11 protein-coding genes are annotated in these 16,711 nt (G+C 70.9%); 5 read left to right on the forward strand and 6 right to left on the reverse strand.

Going from position 1 to position 16,711, the window contains the following annotated elements; all coding sequences use genetic code 11:
• Positions 1-198: 198 nt before the first annotated feature.
• The 4 genes from trhA (at position 199) to IQ210_RS24750 (ending at position 3,975) form a co-directional block, all read left to right on the forward strand.
• On the forward strand, positions 199-912 hold the full coding sequence (gene trhA, locus IQ210_RS24735) for a PAQR family membrane homeostasis protein TrhA (RefSeq protein WP_194081305.1): 714 nt from the start codon (positions 199-201) through the stop codon (positions 910-912).
• A 124-nt stretch (positions 913-1,036) separates the two neighbouring features.
• Complete coding sequence (locus tag IQ210_RS24740; RefSeq protein WP_194081306.1) at positions 1,037-2,575, forward strand: DHA2 family efflux MFS transporter permease subunit; 1,539 nt, start codon at positions 1,037-1,039, stop codon at positions 2,573-2,575.
• Positions 2,576-2,586: 11 nt separating this feature from the next.
• Positions 2,587-3,216: a TetR/AcrR family transcriptional regulator gene (locus tag IQ210_RS24745; protein ID WP_194081307.1), complete on the forward strand. Its 630-nt coding sequence runs from the start codon at positions 2,587-2,589 to the stop codon at positions 3,214-3,216.
• 33 nt (positions 3,217-3,249) lie between these two features.
• Positions 3,250-3,975 (forward strand): Mut7-C RNAse domain-containing protein, encoded by a 726-nt coding sequence (locus IQ210_RS24750; RefSeq protein WP_194081308.1) that lies wholly within the window; start codon positions 3,250-3,252, stop codon positions 3,973-3,975.
• Positions 3,976-4,010: 35 nt separating this feature from the next.
• On the opposite strand, the gene IQ210_RS24755 is transcribed toward IQ210_RS24750, so the two are convergent.
• The 6 genes from IQ210_RS24755 to IQ210_RS24780 form a co-directional block, all read right to left on the reverse strand.
• Positions 4,011-6,410, reverse strand: coding sequence for a galactose oxidase-like domain-containing protein (locus tag IQ210_RS24755; RefSeq protein WP_194081309.1), 2,400 nt, complete (start codon positions 6,408-6,410; stop codon positions 4,011-4,013).
• Entirely contained in the window at positions 6,407-7,567 is a 1,161-nt protein-coding gene (locus IQ210_RS24760) for a glycosyltransferase (RefSeq protein ID WP_194081310.1), read from the reverse strand. Before IQ210_RS24760 ends, IQ210_RS24755 begins: the two co-directional genes overlap by 4 nt.
• Entirely contained in the window at positions 7,564-9,174 is a 1,611-nt protein-coding gene (locus IQ210_RS24765) for an ArnT family glycosyltransferase (protein WP_194081311.1), read from the reverse strand. Before IQ210_RS24765 ends, IQ210_RS24760 begins: the two co-directional genes overlap by 4 nt.
• Positions 9,171-10,439 (reverse strand): glycosyltransferase, encoded by a 1,269-nt coding sequence (locus tag IQ210_RS24770; protein WP_194081312.1) that lies wholly within the window; start codon positions 10,437-10,439, stop codon positions 9,171-9,173. Before IQ210_RS24770 ends, IQ210_RS24765 begins: the two co-directional genes overlap by 4 nt.
• A 142-nt stretch (positions 10,440-10,581) precedes the next feature.
• Complete coding sequence (locus tag IQ210_RS24775; RefSeq protein ID WP_194081313.1) at positions 10,582-12,615, reverse strand: thioredoxin domain-containing protein; 2,034 nt, start codon at positions 12,613-12,615, stop codon at positions 10,582-10,584.
• A 30-nt stretch (positions 12,616-12,645) separates the two neighbouring features.
• Positions 12,646-13,287: a hypothetical protein gene (locus IQ210_RS24780; protein ID WP_194081314.1), complete on the reverse strand. Its 642-nt coding sequence runs from the start codon at positions 13,285-13,287 to the stop codon at positions 12,646-12,648.
• A gap of 175 nt (positions 13,288-13,462) precedes the next feature.
• Between IQ210_RS24780 and IQ210_RS24785 the strand changes: the two genes are divergently transcribed.
• Complete coding sequence (locus tag IQ210_RS24785; RefSeq protein ID WP_194081315.1) at positions 13,463-16,663, forward strand: tetratricopeptide repeat protein; 3,201 nt, start codon at positions 13,463-13,465, stop codon at positions 16,661-16,663.
• Positions 16,664-16,711: the final 48 nt, after the last annotated feature.

Consider the following 16,711-nt stretch of genomic DNA (forward strand, 5'->3'; position numbering starts at 1 on the left):
TGTCCAGAAGGCATCACAGGTGAGCGGAGTGAGCATTGCCACGTGTCGGAGTGTTGCCATGCGTGCACTTTGAGTTCGCTTGACGGTCCCTTGACCGGGCTCCCAAGCGGCCAACTCCCGTGAGATGATGGCCACTCTCGGCCGGTTCTCAGTCCCTACTCATCCGCAACTTACGGGTCCGTAGGTACGATGCCGGGCATGACTGCGTCCGCCTCCGACGCGCCCCTGGACCCCTCGGCCGCCGGCCGTGGTCCCGTGGCGCTCTCCCTCCCGCACCCGGTCAAGCCCAAGCTCCGCGGCTGGCTGCATCTCGGGATGTTCCCGGCCGTACTCATAGCGGGCCTGGTGCTCACCGCCCTCGCCGACTCGACCCGGGGCCGGATCGCCTGCGGCATCTTCGCCCTGACGGCCTGCCTGCTGTTCGGCGTGAGCGCCCTCTACCACCGCGGCAACTGGAGCCCGCGCATGGACGGTGTCCTGCGCAGACTCGATCACGCCAACATCTTCCTGATCATCGCGGGCACCTACACCCCGCTGACGATGCTGCTGCTGCCCGGCGCGAAGGGGCAGTGGCTGCTGTGGGGCATCTGGGCCGCGGCGCTCGCCGGCATCATCTTCCGGGTGTTCTGGGTGGGCGCCCCGCGCTGGCTCTACACCCCCTGCTACATCGCGATGGGCTGGGCGGCGGTCTTCTTCCTGCCGGACTTCATGCGCACCGGCGGCATCGCGGTCCTGGTCCTGGTGATCGTCGGCGGCGTGCTCTACAGCGCCGGTGGCGTCATCTACGGCATCAAGCGTCCGAACCCGTCCCCGCGCTGGTTCGGCTTCCACGAGGTCTTCCACTCGTTCACGCTGGCGGCGTTCGTCGTCCACTACGTGGGGATCTCCCTGGTGGCGTACCAGCACGCGTAGCGGCACCCACCCGCAGTTCCCGAAGGGCCACGGCTTGCGAGCCGTGGCCCTTTTTCGTGCCCCCAAGCTTGTGACATGCAATCCCTATTGACAGGCGCCCTATTTTGACAGCTACTCTCATTTCATGGACACCTTCACTCCGGACCCCCGCCGCTGGTGGGCCCTCGGCGCCCTGGTCGCGAGCATGCTGACCCTCGGCTTCGACATGACGATCCTCAACGTGGCACTGCCGACCATGGCCGCCAACCTCGGCGCGAGCACCGGCGAGCAGCAGTGGATGGCGGACGCGTACGTCGTCGTCTTCGCGGCGTTGATGCTCCCCGCCGGCCTCCTCGGCGACCGGTTCGGCCGGCGCCGGATGCTCGTCGTCGGGCTCGGCGTCTTCCTCGCCGCGTCCCTGGTCGGCGCCCTGGCCGACGACGTGAACTGGGTCGTCGCCGCCCGAGCCCTGATGGGCATCGGCGGTGCCCTCGTCACCCCGCTCGCGCTCTCCGTGCTGCCCTCGCTGTTCGGCGCCGACGAGCGCGCCAAGGCCGTCGGCATCATCTCCGCCGCCAGCGCGCTCGGCCTGCCGCTCGGCCCGATCATGGGCGGCTGGCTGCTCAACCACTTCTGGTGGGGCTCGGTCTTCCTGATCAACGTCCCGATGGCCGCGATCGGCATCATCGCCTGCGTGCTGCTGCTCCCCGAGACCCGCGACCCCGCCTCCCCCAAGGTCGACACCGTCTCCACCGCGCTCACCGCGACCGGCCTCGGCGCCCTGATCTACGCGATCATCGAGGCCCCCACCCGGGGCTGGACCGACGCGCTGGTCCTCGGCATGATCGCGGGCGCGGTCGTCCTGCTGACCGCCCTCGTCCTGCGGGAGCGCCGGCAGGCCCGCCCGATGCTCGACATGTCCCTGCTCGCCCACCGCGGCTTCCTGTTCAACACCCTCGCCGCGACCCTGGTGATGTTCGTCCTGTCCGGCCTGCTGTTCGTCCTGCCGCCCTACCTCCAGGCCGTCCTCGGCAACGACGCCCTCGGCACCGGCGTGCGGCTGCTGCCGATGATGGGCGGACTGCTCGTCGCCACCCGCCTCGCCCCACTGGTCGTCACCCGCTTCGGCGCCCGGGCCACGGTCAGCGCCGGACTGGTGGTGCTGGCGTTCGCCGCGTTCCTCGGCAGCCGTACGACCACCGACTCCGGCTACGGCTTCACCGCGCTGTGGCTCTCGGTCACCGGCCTCGGCTTCGGCCTCTCCCTCATCCCCTCCATGAACGGCGCCCTCGGCACCCTGCCCCGCGACCGCGCCGGCAGCGGCTCCGGCCTCCTGACCACCCTGCGCCAGGTCGGCGGCGCGATCGGCATCGCCCTCCTCGGCAGCCTGCTCGCGAGCATCTTCCGCGACCGGCTCGACGTCACCGGGCTGCCCGCACAGGCCGCCGACACCGCCGGAGAATCCGTGATCGCGGCCCACCTCGTGGCCCAGAAGACCGGCTCGGCCGACCTGCTGGCCTCCGCCGACAGCGCCTACGTCCACGGCATGAGCGTCATCCTGCTGGTCTGCGGCGCCGCCGCCCTCGTAGCGGCACTCCTCGCGGCGGCCTTCCTGCCCGGAACCCCGAAGACCGAGGAGACCGCGACCACCCCGGACATGGCTCCCGAGCCGGCGGATGCCTGACAATGGCATCCATGACACCCGCACGTACCTCTCCGCCCACGGACGTCCCCCAGCTGGGACTCCGTGAGCGGAAGAAGATCAAGACCCGGACGGCGATCCGCGACGCGACGTACGCCCTCATCGAGGAACAGGGCTACGACGCCACCACGATCGAGCAGATCGCCGACCGCGCCGAGGTGTCGCCGTCCACGGTCTTCCGCTACTTCCCCACCAAGGAGGACATCGTCCTCACGGACGAGCACGACGCGCTCATCCTGGAGGAGCTGAAGGCCCGGCCCAAGGACGAGCCGTGGACGGAGTCGGTGCGGCACATCATGCACAAGGCCGTCCGCCTCGGCCACGACCGGGAACCCGAGATCACCCGCATCCGGGCGCACCTGATGGTCCAGGTCCCCACCGTGCGCGCCCGGATGATGGAGAGCATGTCGGTCGCCTCCCACATGCTCGCCGAGGGCATCGCGGAACGCACCGGGCGCGACGTGGACAGCCTGGAGGTGCGCGTCTACACGATGTCCGTGGTCGCCGGACTCGCGGAGATCTCCCGCTACTGGGCGGAGAACGACTTCCAGGACGATCTCGCCGACCTCCTCGACCGCGCCCTGGACGTCCTCGCCAACGGCCTCACCACGAAAAACAGCTGAGGCCATGGGCGTCGGCCGTGACATCCTGGCCGGGTGAACGGACCGGAGATCCACCTCGAAGTCGCCCCCGAACTGGCCCTGTTCGTCCCGCACGGACGCCGGTCCGGAGCCACCCCCGTCACCACCGACGGCGTCTCCACCCTCGGCCATGTCGTCGAGTCCCTCGGCGTCCCGCTCACCGAGGCCGGGACGCTGGTGGTCGACGGCCGCGAGGTGCCCACGTCGTACGTCCCCGTGGCGGGCGACCATGTGGAGGTCCGGCCCGTCACCCGGCCCCAGCGGGTCCCCGGCGCCCCGCTCCGCTTCCTCCTCGACGTCCACCTCGGCACCCTCGCCCGCCGGCTGCGGCTGCTCGGCGTGGACACGGCGTACGAGTCGACGGACCTCGGCGACCCGGCCCTCGCCGCACTCTCCGCCGCCGAGCGGCGCGTCATGCTCAGCCGCGACCGGGGGCTGCTGCGGCGCCGCGAACTGTGGGCCGGCGCGTACGTCTACAGCACCCGCCCCGAGGAACAGCTCGACGACATCCTCGACCGCTTCCGCCCCGAGCTGCGGCCCTGGACCCGCTGCACCGCCTGCAACGGCCTGCTCAAGGAGGCCACGAAGGAGGAGGTCGCGGACCAGCTGGCGGGCGGCACGCACCGGTCGTACGACGTGTTCGCGCAGTGCGCGGACTGCGGGCGGGCGTACTGGAAGGGCGCGCACCACGAACAGCTGGAGGCCATCGTGACGCGCGCCCTGGAAGAGTTCGGCGGTTAGGGGATAGGGGATAGGGGCTACGGGGGCTACGGGGGCTACCCCTTCCTGATGTCCGCCTTTCCGCAGGCGATCCCGTCCTTGTTCCGGTCCAACCCCAGCGGGTCGTCCTTGCCGTTGACCTTCAGGCGGCCGTAGTCGTTCTTCTTCAGCCAGGTGCAGCGGGCCGACGTAGTCGCCTTCACCTCCTTCGGGAACGCCGTGGGCACGCAGACGTTGAGCGAGCCGTAGTGGCGGTCGCAGCCGGAGACGGTCGGGCTGACCTTCTGCGAGGTGCGCTTCTTGCCGGGCCCGGTGACCTTGCCGGAGAGGTCGTCGGCGAAGGAGTGGACGTGGGCCGAGGCGTCCGTCGCACTCAGCGCGGCCGGGCCTTGCAAGTGGACCCACTTGGCCACCGACGGCACCCCGTTGGCGTCCACCGCGAAGAGCATGTACCAGCCGGGCGGCGCCAGATTGGGGTTGCTCGTCACGTTCAGGTCGACGTTGTTGCCGTCCACCGACAGCGGCAGGTCCACGAACCGCTGGTTGGGGTCGGAGGAGTGCGTCACCGCGGCCGGGCGGATCAACTCGGCCTTGGCGATGGGCCGGTCGACGGTGATGCGCTGGGTGTCGCCGTACGTCCACTCGGTGTCGATGACCGAAGTGATCGACGGCCGCGTGCCCTTGAGGAGATACGGCGGGGTGTAGATCGACACGTTGTGGTTCCAGGTGCCGTTGCCCGGGTTGTCACCGGTCGCCATGACCCGGCCGTCGGGCAGCAGGAACGCCGAGGAGTGGTAGCCACGGGCCTCGGGGTCGGCGGCCACCGGGTCGAACGTGCCGGTGTCGGGGTCGTAGAGCGAGGACTCGTGGACGGGGTTGGCCCGGTTGTGCAGACCGCCGCCGGTCTCCAGCACCTTGCCGTCCGGCAGCAGGACCGCGGAGACGTACATCTTGCCCTGGTTGCCGGTCTCCGGCTGCGGGCCGTTGCCGAGGTCGACCGTGCCCTGCGGGAGCGGCGGACCGGCGACGTACGCCGGGTTGGGCTGCTTGAGGTCGATGACGTCGGTCAGCCGGTTCGCCTCCGGGTTGGAGTCGATGTTGCCGCCGCCGAGGGTGAGGACCTTCTGGTCCTGCGCCGGGGGCAGCAGCACGCTCGCCGACTGGTCGCGCTCGTCCTTGTTCTGGAGGCCGGGCACCTGGGTGACCGTGTTGGCGCCGTAGTCGTAGATCGCGCTGCCGGTGCCCGGGATGTTGTTGCCGAAGACATGGCTGCCCGAGTAGAAGAGCCGGCCGTCCTGCATCAGGATCATCGACGGGTACAGACCCCAGTACGACCAGGTCTGGTTGACCTTCCACAGCGGCTGCCACTGCTGCTCCGCCTGGGAGAACAGCTCGGCCGTCACCGAACCGGTCGAGTCCTCGCGCAGCCCGCCGAAGGAGATGACGTCACCGTTGCCGAGGACGGTCGCCGACGGGTACCAGTGGCCGTCGTTCATGTCGTTCGTCTTGCTGTACGTCTCGGTGACCGGGTCGAAGATGTACGAGTCCTTGAAGCCCTCGTAGCCGTGGCCGCCGACGACCGGGTACGCCTTGTTGCCGCTCATCACCAGCACCCGCCCGTCCTGGAGCTGGACGTGCCCGGCGCAGAACATGTCCTTCGGGGTCGGGATGACCTTGTAGGTGCCGGTGGCCGGGTTGTAGACGGCCGAGGTGAAGGTGCCCGCGTTGAACTGCTCCTCGCTGTTGCCGGAGCCCGCGATCAGCAGCACCTTGCCGTTGTTGAGGACGACGGAGTGCATGGAGCGCACCGGGTTCTGCGTGGGCAGCACGTCCCAGCGGCCGTTGGCGCACTCGTTCGCCGTGCCGGTGCACTGCGCCGGCGGGAGCGGGTCGGCGACCTGTTCCATCGTGTAGTCGTCGGTGGTCGCGGAGCCGGTGCCGTAGACGGAGACGCCCCAGGTGATCCGGTCGGTGCCGGTGGGGACCTCGGGGGTGCGGACGCTCGCCTGCGTCCAACTACCCGCCATCTCCAGCGTCTTCAGATCCGTCCAGTACTGCCAGCCGGCGGTGGTGTCGTGCCGGAAGAGGGTGACGGCGGTGTCCGGGGTGGTCGACTTGTACCAGAGGCCCAGGTCGTACTGCTTGCCCGGCGTCACGCCCGGCGCGCACTCGGCCGACTCGGTGATCAGCGCCTTGCGGTCGCCCTCGACCCGGCGGGTGAGCTCGACCTTCATGGCCTTGGAGCCGGAGTGGGCGTCGGCGGTGGTGGTGAACGTGAAGTCGTTGTCGCCCCAGCCGGACTTCTCCCAGCAGTACGGCATGTCGCCGCTGCCGGCGGTCTCGAAGCCGGGGTTCTTGATGAGGTTGGCGGCGGAGGCGGGTTGGGGTACGGCGAGGAGGAGACCGGCCGTGAGGGCGGTCACCCCCAACAGGGCGGGTCTGCGGCGGTTCTTCATGCGGTGCGGCTCCTACGGCGTGGGAGATAGACCAGCGCTTCGGTCCCGACGAAGCGCAGGACGAACGTGATGACCAGGGCCAGCGCGGTGGCGGGCAGCGCCGACAGGCCGAAGTGCGTGACCAGCAGCGCGATCAGCGGGATGCGCAGCACCAGGTCCGCGTTGGCGAGCAGCGCGAACCGGACCGTGCGGTCGGCCCAGTGCCGGTGGCGGCGCCGGTCCCGGAAGAGCACCTTCTCGATGAGGAGGAAGTTCCAGGCCACGCCGAACTGGTTGGCGACGATCTCGGCGGGCAGGTAGTGCAGGCCCGCGTGCGTGAGCGCCCACAGCGCGACCAGGTTGGGCACGAATCCGGTGAGCCCGATCAGCCCGAACACGACCATGCGGGCCAGCGGGGTCGCCGTGCGCAGTCCGGCGAGGTGCCGCAGGAAGCGGCGGCCCTCTTCTGCCGTGGACTTGGACTCGCCCGCGAACCGCTCCTGGAACACGAACGGCACCTCGGTGACCGCGCGCGGCCGGCTCCGCACCGCCAGTTCCAGCAGGATCTTGTAGCCGAGCGGCCTCAGCGCCTCCGCGGCGATGTCGCTGCGCCGGATCGCGAAGAAGCCGCTCATCGGGTCGCTGATGCCGTGCAGTCTGCGCGGGAACAGGGACTTGGTCAGCCAGGTCGCCCCGCGGGAGACGGCCACGCGGTAACTGCCGGCGAGCCCGGCGCGGCTGCCGCCCTTGATGTACCGGGAGGCGACGACGAGCCCGGCGTTCGCCCGCTGCCCGGTCGCCACCAACTCCGGTACCAGGGACGGCGGATGCTGGCAGTCGCCGTCCATGACGACGATCCAGTCCGACCCGGCGGCCTTCATGCCCTCCACGACCGCCCCGCCGAGTCCGCCGACCGGCTCGTCCCGGTGCAGGACGGTCACCGGGAAGGGACAGTCCTTCGCGGCCTCACGGATCACCTCGGGGGTGTCGTCGGTGGAGTCGTCCACGAAGACGACCTCACAGGGCAGCCGCGCGGGCACCGACTCGGTGATCTGGTGCAGAAGTTCGCGGACGTTCGCCGACTCGTTGTACGTCGGTACGACGATGGTGACGGCGGCGGGCTCGGCGACTTCGGCCGCCTCGATGTCCGGGACCGGTGCGGTGTACTCCTGGCTCATCGGACGCCTCCCTGGACGTGCTGGATCTGCCGGATCTCGATCCGGTCCGCGCCGGTGCCGAAGACGGCGACCGGCGTCGAGTGCTGGATGGCGGCCTTGACGTTGGGCAGGTCGGCCGCGTCGCGGCGCACGGTCGGCGAGGCCACGACGTAGTCGAGGTCCTTCCAGCCGCGCGGCATCGTCTTCGTGACCGCCGGGTCGAGGTCGGCCTTGTAGAACCAGATGGCGCCGAGCCCGGGCCGGTACCCGGAGTGCACCAGGTCCAGCCAGAGCGCGTCGTCGACGAGTACCCGCGTTTCCTCCGGCTCGGCCACCTCGCTCCCCAGCCACTTCGCGGCGGCCCGGTAGGGGGCGTTGGCGTCGGCGGTGACGGCGGTGCGGTCACCGTCGTACCAGCGCGGTACGACGTACACGCAGGCGGCGACGGCGAGGACCGCGGCGATGCCGTAACGGCCCACCCAGCGCAGCCTGTTGAGCACCGCGTGGGCGATCGAGGCGGTGCCGCCGGCGAGGACGAGGGCGAGGAACGGCAGCGCCTGGATGATGTACATCGCGGGCAGATAGCCGCTGGGCCGCATCGCGACCAGGGCGAGGATGCCCACGGCCAGCGAGGGTCCGGCGAGCGCGCGGGCGGTGACGGACCAGCGCCAGGTGGCGAGGAGCAGGAGCGCGCCGGCGAGTCCGCCGAGGGGCAGGACCCGGTCGTAGTAGAGCCAGGACGTGAGCACCCCGTGCGAGCCGGACCCGGCGTCGAGGATGAAGCCCGAACCGGGCCTGGTCATCTGGTACTTGACGCCGTCCCACAGCGAGACGTGCCCGCTGCCCGGGAGCAACTCGCCCTTCAGCAGGGCGAAGAGGGGGTAGGCCAGGCCGATCAGGGTGCAGGCGGTGACGGCGCCGGTGAGGGCGAACTTGCGGGTCTCGCGGTGGCTGTGCCGCCACATGGTGACGAAGACCGCGGGGAGGACGAAGAGCATCGTCTCCTTGGTCAGCACGGCCGTCGCCGCCGCGATGCCCGCGCCGAAGTGGTGCCAGAGGTGGCGGCTCGGGGAGGCGGCGAGGGTGAACGCCAGCAGGGTCCACATCACCGCGAGGTTGTCGAGGAAGATCTCCCGCTGGAGGACGACGGAGAGCGGCGAGAGCCCGAACAGGGCCATGCCGAGCCCGGCGGCCCAGCGGGGCAGGGACAGCCGCCGCCCGAGCACGTACACGAGGACGGCGCTGATGCCGCTGATCAGCAGCATCATGACCCGCATCGAGCCGACGGTCATCGAGTCGGGGCTGAGCAGCTTCGGTATCCAGGTGAGCAGGGCGAGCTGGATCCAGCCGAGCGGCGGGTGGTCGTACCAGTAGGTGTAGTGGGCGAGGCCCTTGCCCTCCTGGACGGCCCAGGCCTGGGCGAGGTAGGTGCCCTCGTCGTCGCTGAGGGTCGGGTAGGAGGCGATGTTCCAGCCCTGCACGACGAGGATCGCGACGAGGAGGGCACCGCAGAGGAGGAGGTCGGGGCGCCTGGACGGGGTTGTTCGACCGGCCGGACGCGTTTCAGGCGCAGGCTGCCGCTGCGCGGGGACCTTCGGAGCGGTCACCGCGGGAAGGGTGGAGGTCACGCAGGGACGTCCTCTCGGATAACCGCCGTGTTGTTGAGGTGGGCCCCGACGTGGCTGGTCAACTCCCAGTCGTTGCGGCCGCGTTGCTCACGCCAGACGGCGCGCATCGCGGCCCCGGCGAGGAGGACCTGGTAGAAGGGGCCGCCCACGATCAGCTTGAGGTAGTGCACGAAGCGCACCCGCAGGCCGTACTGCTTGCCGAAGTCGTGCAGTCCGACGAGCTCGAAGACGAAGGTCACCAGTGCGGTGACGGCCGGCAGGAAGGTGATGAAGGCGATGCTGACGGGGACATCGAGGAAGAGCGCGATCGCCACGTTGAGCGGGATGACGACGCCGGAGAAGGCCTGGAGGAACGGGGTCATGAGGGTGTACCGGGCGAGCAACCGCTGCCCGAAGCCCGGGAGTTGCTTCCAGTCCTTCTTCCGGTAGACCTGAAGGAAGCCCTGGTTCCAGCGGGTGCGCTGCTTGAGCAGGGACATCAGGCTGCCCGGGGTCTCCTCGCGGGTGACCATGTCGGAGTCGTAGGCGACGACGACCTTCTTGCCGACGGACGACAGTCGCACCCCCAGGTCACAGTCCTCGGCGAGGCAGTCGGGGTCCCAGCCGTCGGCTTCCCGGAGGACGTCCGTGCGGACGAAGACGGTGTTGCCGCCGAGCGGGATGAACCCCTTCTGCGCGTGCAGGTGCAGCCGCGACCGGAACCAGAAGAAGTACTCCAGGCAGTTGCGCAGGGAGTACCAGCTGGAGTGGAAGTTGATGAGCTGGACGCCGCCCTGGACGACGTCCGCCCCGGTGGTCCGGAAGGCGTGGTCGACGTGGGCGAGGAGCTCCGGGTGGACCTGGTCCTCGGCGTCGAAGACCCCGACGACGTCGCCGCGGCAGTGCGGCAGCGCCGTGTTCATCGCCTTCGGCTTGTTCTTCTTGTCGTGGGTGTCGACGACGACCCGGACGCGCGGATCGCGCTCGGCGGCCGCTTCGGCCACCGCCGTGGTCTCGGGGTCGTCGTGCCCGACGATCACGATGATCTCGAAGTCGGTGTGGCTGGATTCCAGCAGGCGCTGGATGGTGTGGTCGAGGACGGCCTGCTCGTGCCGCGCGGGCAGCAGGAGCGAGAACGAGACATGTTCACCCCCGTCCGGTCTGCTGAACCGGGTGGAGGCCAGCACCTCGGGCGTACGCCACGCGTGCATCTGCCACCACAGGGTGAACGCCGCCATCCAGAACAGGGCCAGTGAAACGGCGGCGATGAAGACAGACGTCAGCAAAGATCCCCCCAGATCCCGAAAACCCCCGGTCGCGGCAGGCCGGTCGTCGCTCCTGCCGCGTCACTGTGGAGAGGTTATGGGTGATCTGTGAAGTGCGAGGGATCTTCCGATAAATACTATGTTTCGTAGGGGTGTGGTGACTTCACCCGTTCAAGGATGATCGAAGCCGTTCGACCTCGGTCGTCGGTGCGTCACAAGTGAAGTTACGGCAGACGTACGCGGCCGGTTCACCGCCGACGAGCGGCCGGTCGGCGAGCAGCGGAAGTTCGTCACTCCCCACGGCTCCCACGGCGACGACGGCACCGGGAGCCGTCCCCAGAAGTGCCGTGCGATGCAACAGCTTTGTGGCCGGATCATCGAGGGCGGGCCCCACGACGGCGACCTCCCGCGGCCCGTCGAGCAGCGCCTCGGCGACCGCGAGCCCCCACCCGATGAACCGCGGCACCCGCGGCCCGAGCGCCTTCACGACGCCCAACGCCCGCTCGGCGGCGGTGCGATGAGGCTCGGCACCGGTCTGCGCGGCATAGCTCAGCAGCGCCCCCGCGGCGGCGGTCCACCCGGACGGCGCGGCGTTGTCGGTCGGGTCCTGGGGCCGCCGGATGAGCTGCTCGGCATCGGAGGCGGTGTCGTACAGGGCACCGGACTCGGGGTCGACGAACCGCGCCAGCACATGGTCGAGCAGGAACCCGGCGAACTCCAGCCACACCCCCTCCCCCGTCACGGCCGTGAGCGCGAGGAACCCCTCCGCGACATCCGCGTAGTCCTCCAACACCCCCGCGTTGGCGCCGACATGACCGTCCTTGCTGGTCCGGGCGAGCCGCGCCTGCTCGTCGAGATGCAGTCGTACGAGGAGATCGGCGGCGGCGACGGCGGCCTCGACGAGGTCGGGGCGGTCGAAGAAGGCACCGGTCTCGGCCAGCGCGGCGATCGCGAGCCCGTTCCAGGCGGCGACGACCTTGTCGTCCCGGCCCGGAGCGGGCCGGGCGTCGCGGGCGTCAAGCAGCCGCCGCTTGACGGACGCGACCTTCTCGGCGTCGAACACGCCTTCCTGCTGCGGCAGTTGAAGAACGGAGGCCCCTTCCTCGAAGGTCCCTTCGTCCGTCACCCCGAAATACTGCGCGGCGAGTTCGGCGTCCGCCTCGCCCAGCACCTCGGTGAGCTGCGCGGGCGTCCAGACGTAGTACGCCCCCTCGACGTGCTTCCCGCTCCCGTCGTCGCTGTCGGCGTCGAGCGCGGAGGCGAACCCGCCTTCGGCGGTCCTCAGCTCCCGCACCATGAAGTCGGCGGTCTCCAGCGCGACACGGCGGGCGAGCTCGGAGCCGGTGGCGCGCCAGAGGTGAGCGTAGACGCGGCACAACAGCGCGTTGTCGTAGAGCATCTTCTCGAAGTGCGGCACGACCCACTCCCGATCGACGGAGTACCGCGCGAACCCACCCCCGAGCTGGTCGTAGATCCCGCCACGCGCCATCCGCTCACACGTGTCCGTCGCCATCTGCAAGGCACCCTCGGCGCCGGTCCGGGCGTGGTGCCGCAGCAGGAACTCCACGACCATGGACGGCGGGAACTTGGGCGCCCCGCCGAACCCGCCGCGCTGCGGGTCGTACTCCCGCGTCAGCCCGAGCAGCGCCTGCGCGAGCTCCTCCTCGCCGGGTGCCTGCGAGTCGCCGTAGGAGATCTCCCGCCCGGCGAGATCCCGCACGATCTTCCCGGCGATGTCCGCGACCTCGTCCCGCCGATCGGCCCACGCACTGCGCACCCCCTCCAACACCTGCCGGAAGGACGGCATCCCGTGCCGGGGCGCGGGCGGGAAGTAGGTACCGAAGTAGAAGGGCTCGGCATCGGGCGTGAGAAACACGGTCATCGGCCACCCACCCTGCCCGGTGGCGGCCTGCACGGCCTCCATGTAGACGGCGTCGACGTCGGGGCGTTCCTCACGGTCGACCTTGATGTTGACGAAGTGGGCGTTGAGGTAGTCGGCGGTCTCCTGGTCCTCGAAGGACTCGTGGGCCATCACATGGCACCAGTGACAGCTGGAGTATCCGACGCTGAGCAGCACCGGTTTCCCGCTCTTGCGCGCCTCCTCGAAGGCCTCGCCGGACCACGGCCACCAGTCGACGGGGTTGTCCGCGTGCTGGAGGAGGTAGGGGGACGTCTCTTGGGCCAGTCGGTTCGGCATGGGGTCCATCCTGCCGCAGTACCCCGGAGGTCAGGCGGCAGGCGTGTCCCAGACGGTGACGTCGAGCCTGCCGACGCCCCTGCCCGGGGGCACGGCGACGACACGGAGGTAGGCGACGCGGCCCTCACCTGTCAGAAGGCAGAAGCGGCCGCCGCGCTGTGCCGTTCCGGTGTAGGCACCGTTGCTCTCCACCGCGTCCGCGCACTCCGAGGCGGTGGGGGCGGGGGCGTCGCCGGAGCCGGCCAGCGGTGCCAGCGTCAGCGCGGAGTCCGGGGTGTACAGCGTCGGGTCGTCGCCGGTGGTCTGGTAGATCAGGTCGGCGCCCTTGATGTCGGAGCCCGACAGCAGCGGCTCGGAGGTGTCGAGGTCGATGTACATCGCCCCGCCGCCGCTCAGGTCGACCTTCACCTCGTCCGGGCCGTAGAGCACGCGGTCCGCGGCGGGGCTCTTGGTGGGGGGCGGCGTGGTCGCGGTCTTCTCGTCGGCCGATGTGGTGGGCCGGACCGTGTCGGTGTCGTCCGCGGCTTTGTCGTCCGACGAACCCGGGCCGTTCATCAGCACCGTGATGAGGATGCCCACGACCGGGATGACGATTCCGACGACCCACCAGGCCCAGCGCGGCTGATGGGGCCCCTGGGGTGGCCGGGCCGGTGTGGTGTTGTCCGCGGACATGCGTTTTCCCCGTCTCTTGCTGCGTTGTCGGCGATCACGATAGCCACACAGCCGTTCCACAGCGTCAATTCACAAACCCTCCACGGAGTTGTTGACTCCGCTCGCCCTCTCGCCCCGATGCCCCGTCCGCAGCACACTTGACCAAGAAACCGTTGTCGTCGGAGGGGGACCGGACATGCGGGACAGCCATCGGGTGGAGGCCGAGCGGCTGGTGGTGCGGGCCGTGGAGGAGGAGGTGCGGCGGTCGGGCGGGCGGATCGACGGGGGTGTGCTGCTGTCCCGGGCGCGCGGCGCGCTGGACGCCATGGCCGAGACGGCCGCCGAGGAGTACGAGGCCTATACGCGCGCGCTGGACGAGGCGGCGGCCGGGCAGCTGACGTTCGGGCAGCGGTACGCCCAGCAGGGCGGCGGAACTCCCTTGCTGGTGGCCGGAGTTGCCGCCGCCGCGGCCGTCGTCGCCGACCTGGCGCTGGGGACCGGCGCGGGGACGGCCCTGGGCGCCGGGGTGACCGTGGGTGTCGTAGGGGCCGCGGCGACGGTGGTGAAGGTCGCCGGGTCGCATCTGCCGGCCGCTCATCACCAGGCGGGCGCAGCAAGTCAGCCGGGCGGGCCCGAGCAGCTGCGGCTGTCGTGGCTGACCGCGCTCGAGGTGCGGGGCATCCGGCCGTTCCTGGACCAGCAAAGGGTGCTGAGCGCGTCGACCGGGCCGAAGAAGACGGGACCGCGGCTGAAGGGCGCCGACAAGAGCGCGGCAGCCCGCGGGCGGAACGTGCTGGAGCAGTCGTTCGGCCAACTCCCGGAGCCCGTCGCCGAGTTCGCGGGGCGTCGGCAGGAGCTGGGGCGGATCAGGCAGTGGGTGCAGTCGGCGCGGGCCAGCACCGAGACCCGGCCCACGGTGGTCGTGCTGCACGGCTCGCCCGGCAGCGGCCGTACCGCCCTGGCCCTGCACGCCGCGCACGATCTGCGGGACTACTTCCGTGGCGCGTGCGTGGTGGACCTGCGCGGCGACAGCCCGGAGGAGCCGCCGCTGCCCACCCGCGACGCGCTGCTGCATCTGCTGAACCGGCTCGGCGCGCCCCGCGAGCAGCTGCTGTTCCGGGAGCGTTCCTCCCCCGACCAGCAGGTCAAGCGGCTGAGCGAGCTGTACCACCAGCATCTGACGGGCCTGCCGGTGACGGTCGTCCTGGACGACGCCTCGGACCCCGAGCAGGTCCGCACCCTCGTCCCCGAGCGTTCGGACAGCCTGGTCCTGGTCACCAGCCGCACCCCTTTGCGGTTGCCCGCCGATCTGCCGGCCTGGGTGCACCATCTGCCGGTCGAGGCCCTGGACCCGGCGGGCGCGGAAGAGCTGCTGGGCGCGACCGCGCAGGACAAGTCGGGGCCGTACGACGCCGAATCCGCCGACCGGATCAGGGAGTTGTGCGGCGGCCTGCCGCTCGCGCTGCGCATCGCGGGCTCGTCCCTCGGCCCGCGCTCACCGCGCCAACTGGCCTCGGACCTGGGCGCGTACGGCCCGGTGGAGCCGGCCGAGCGGGTGCTGTGGCTGCGCTACACCGACCAGTCCGAGACCGCCCGCCGCCTGCTGCGCCGACTGGCGCTGGCAGGGCGTGCCTCCCTGGGCGCGGCAGCGGCGGCGGCGCTTCTCGCCACCGACCAGTCGGAGGCGACCCGGCAGCTCGTCGCGCTCTCCCGCGCGGGACTGCTGGACCACGTCCGCGGGGACCGCTACCGCCTGCACGACCTGGTCCGCGCCTTCGCCCAGGCCCGCCTCCTCGACGAGGAGGAACCGGCGGAGCGCACCTCGGCGCAGGAACGTCTCATCGTGAACTACGCCGAGCTGGCGGATTCCGTGCTGCGCCTGGTCGACGGCAACATGTCGACCCGCTCGGACCGCTTCAGCCCGCACGGCTTCACGTCCCTCGACGAGGCGCTGCGCTGGCTGGACGACGAGTCGAGCTTCATCACCTCGACCCTGCGGCACGCGGAGGGCGTGAACCAGGCGGCGGTGCTGAACCTGCTCGGCGCGCTGTGCGACTACTGCCTGCTGCGCGGCGACCTCTACCGCCTCGGCGAGATCAGCGAGCTGGCGCAGGCCGTCGACCAGGGCCTGCTGGTGCGCTCGGTCCAGTGGCGCACCGGCATCGCGGCCCGCCAGCTCGGCGAGCTGGACAAGGCCCGCACCACCCTGACCTCGGTGGTCGACCTGTACATGGAGGCCCACCACGACGCGGGCGCGGCCCGCGCCCTCTGCTCCCTCGGCATCACCCTCCACCACCAGGGCAACCTGACGGAGGCGGCGACCAAGCTGCACGAGGCCCTGGACCTCCAGGCGGCCCCCGAACTGGCGACGGACCGCGCCTGGACCATGCACGCGCTGGCGGCGGTGGAACGCGACCGCGCCCACCTGTCCGAGGCCATGGACCTGCTCACCCAGTCCCTGGTCCTGCACCACGCGGGCGAGTCCGTGCACGGCGAGGCCTGGGCCCACTTCCAGCTCGGCCAGCTGGGCCTGCGCATGGGCGACGTGTCCAGAGCCGAGCAGGAGCTGCGCACCGCCCTGGATCTCTACGGCCGCACGCGCGACGCCCGCGGCGAGGCCTGGGCCCTGACCCAGCTGGCCCGCGCCCGTCTGGTCGCCGGCGATCCCTCCCCGGCGGTGGACGGTCTGCGCCAGGCGGCGTCCCGGCACCGCGAGAACGAGGACGCGCGCGGCGAGGCCTGGTCGGTGTACTACCTGGGCCAGGCGCTGGAGGAGACGGGCAACCTGGACCTGGCGGTCCGCGAGCTGGAACGCTCCCGGACGATGTTCTCCCGCATCCGCGACGTGTACGGCCTGGCCTGCGCCCGGCACCACTCGGCGCGCGTGACCCGCGACCAGCGGGCGGCGCAGACGGGTTCCCTGCGCAACTCCGGCTTCGCCCGTCAACTCCTCGTCGACGCCCGCGCCGACTTCCAGCGCATCGGCGTCGCGCACGGCGAGGCGTGGACGTGCCTGGAGCTGGCGGTGGTGGACGCGGGCAACGCCCGCACGCCGCAGGCGCTCGCCCTGTGCGACGAGGCGATCGGCCTGTTCACGTCGTACGGCGACCGCCGCGGCGAGGACTGGGCCCGCTTCCTGCGCTGCACGCTGCTGCCGTACGCGGCCCCGGGCGGTGTGGAGATCGGTACGGCGGTGGCGCAGGAGGAGCTGTCACAGCTGGCCCGCGGCGGCCATCCGTCCCGGGACGAGAAGCTGGACGACTACGTCGAGGCGTACCTGCTGCTACTGGAACGGGGCATCAGCCTGGAGTCCGGCTGGCAGGCCTGGCGCCTCGGGATGGTCCCGAACCGGCATGCGCGGGAGGTCATGGGGGTGGCGGTGGCGGCGAGGAGCTGACCGCCGGGTGACCGGGGTCAGCTCCGCCCGCCACCCGCCATGACCTGC

The sequence above is a fragment of the Streptomyces justiciae genome, assembly GCF_015163075.1.
Classification (GTDB): domain Bacteria; phylum Actinomycetota; class Actinomycetes; order Streptomycetales; family Streptomycetaceae; genus Streptomyces; species Streptomyces justiciae.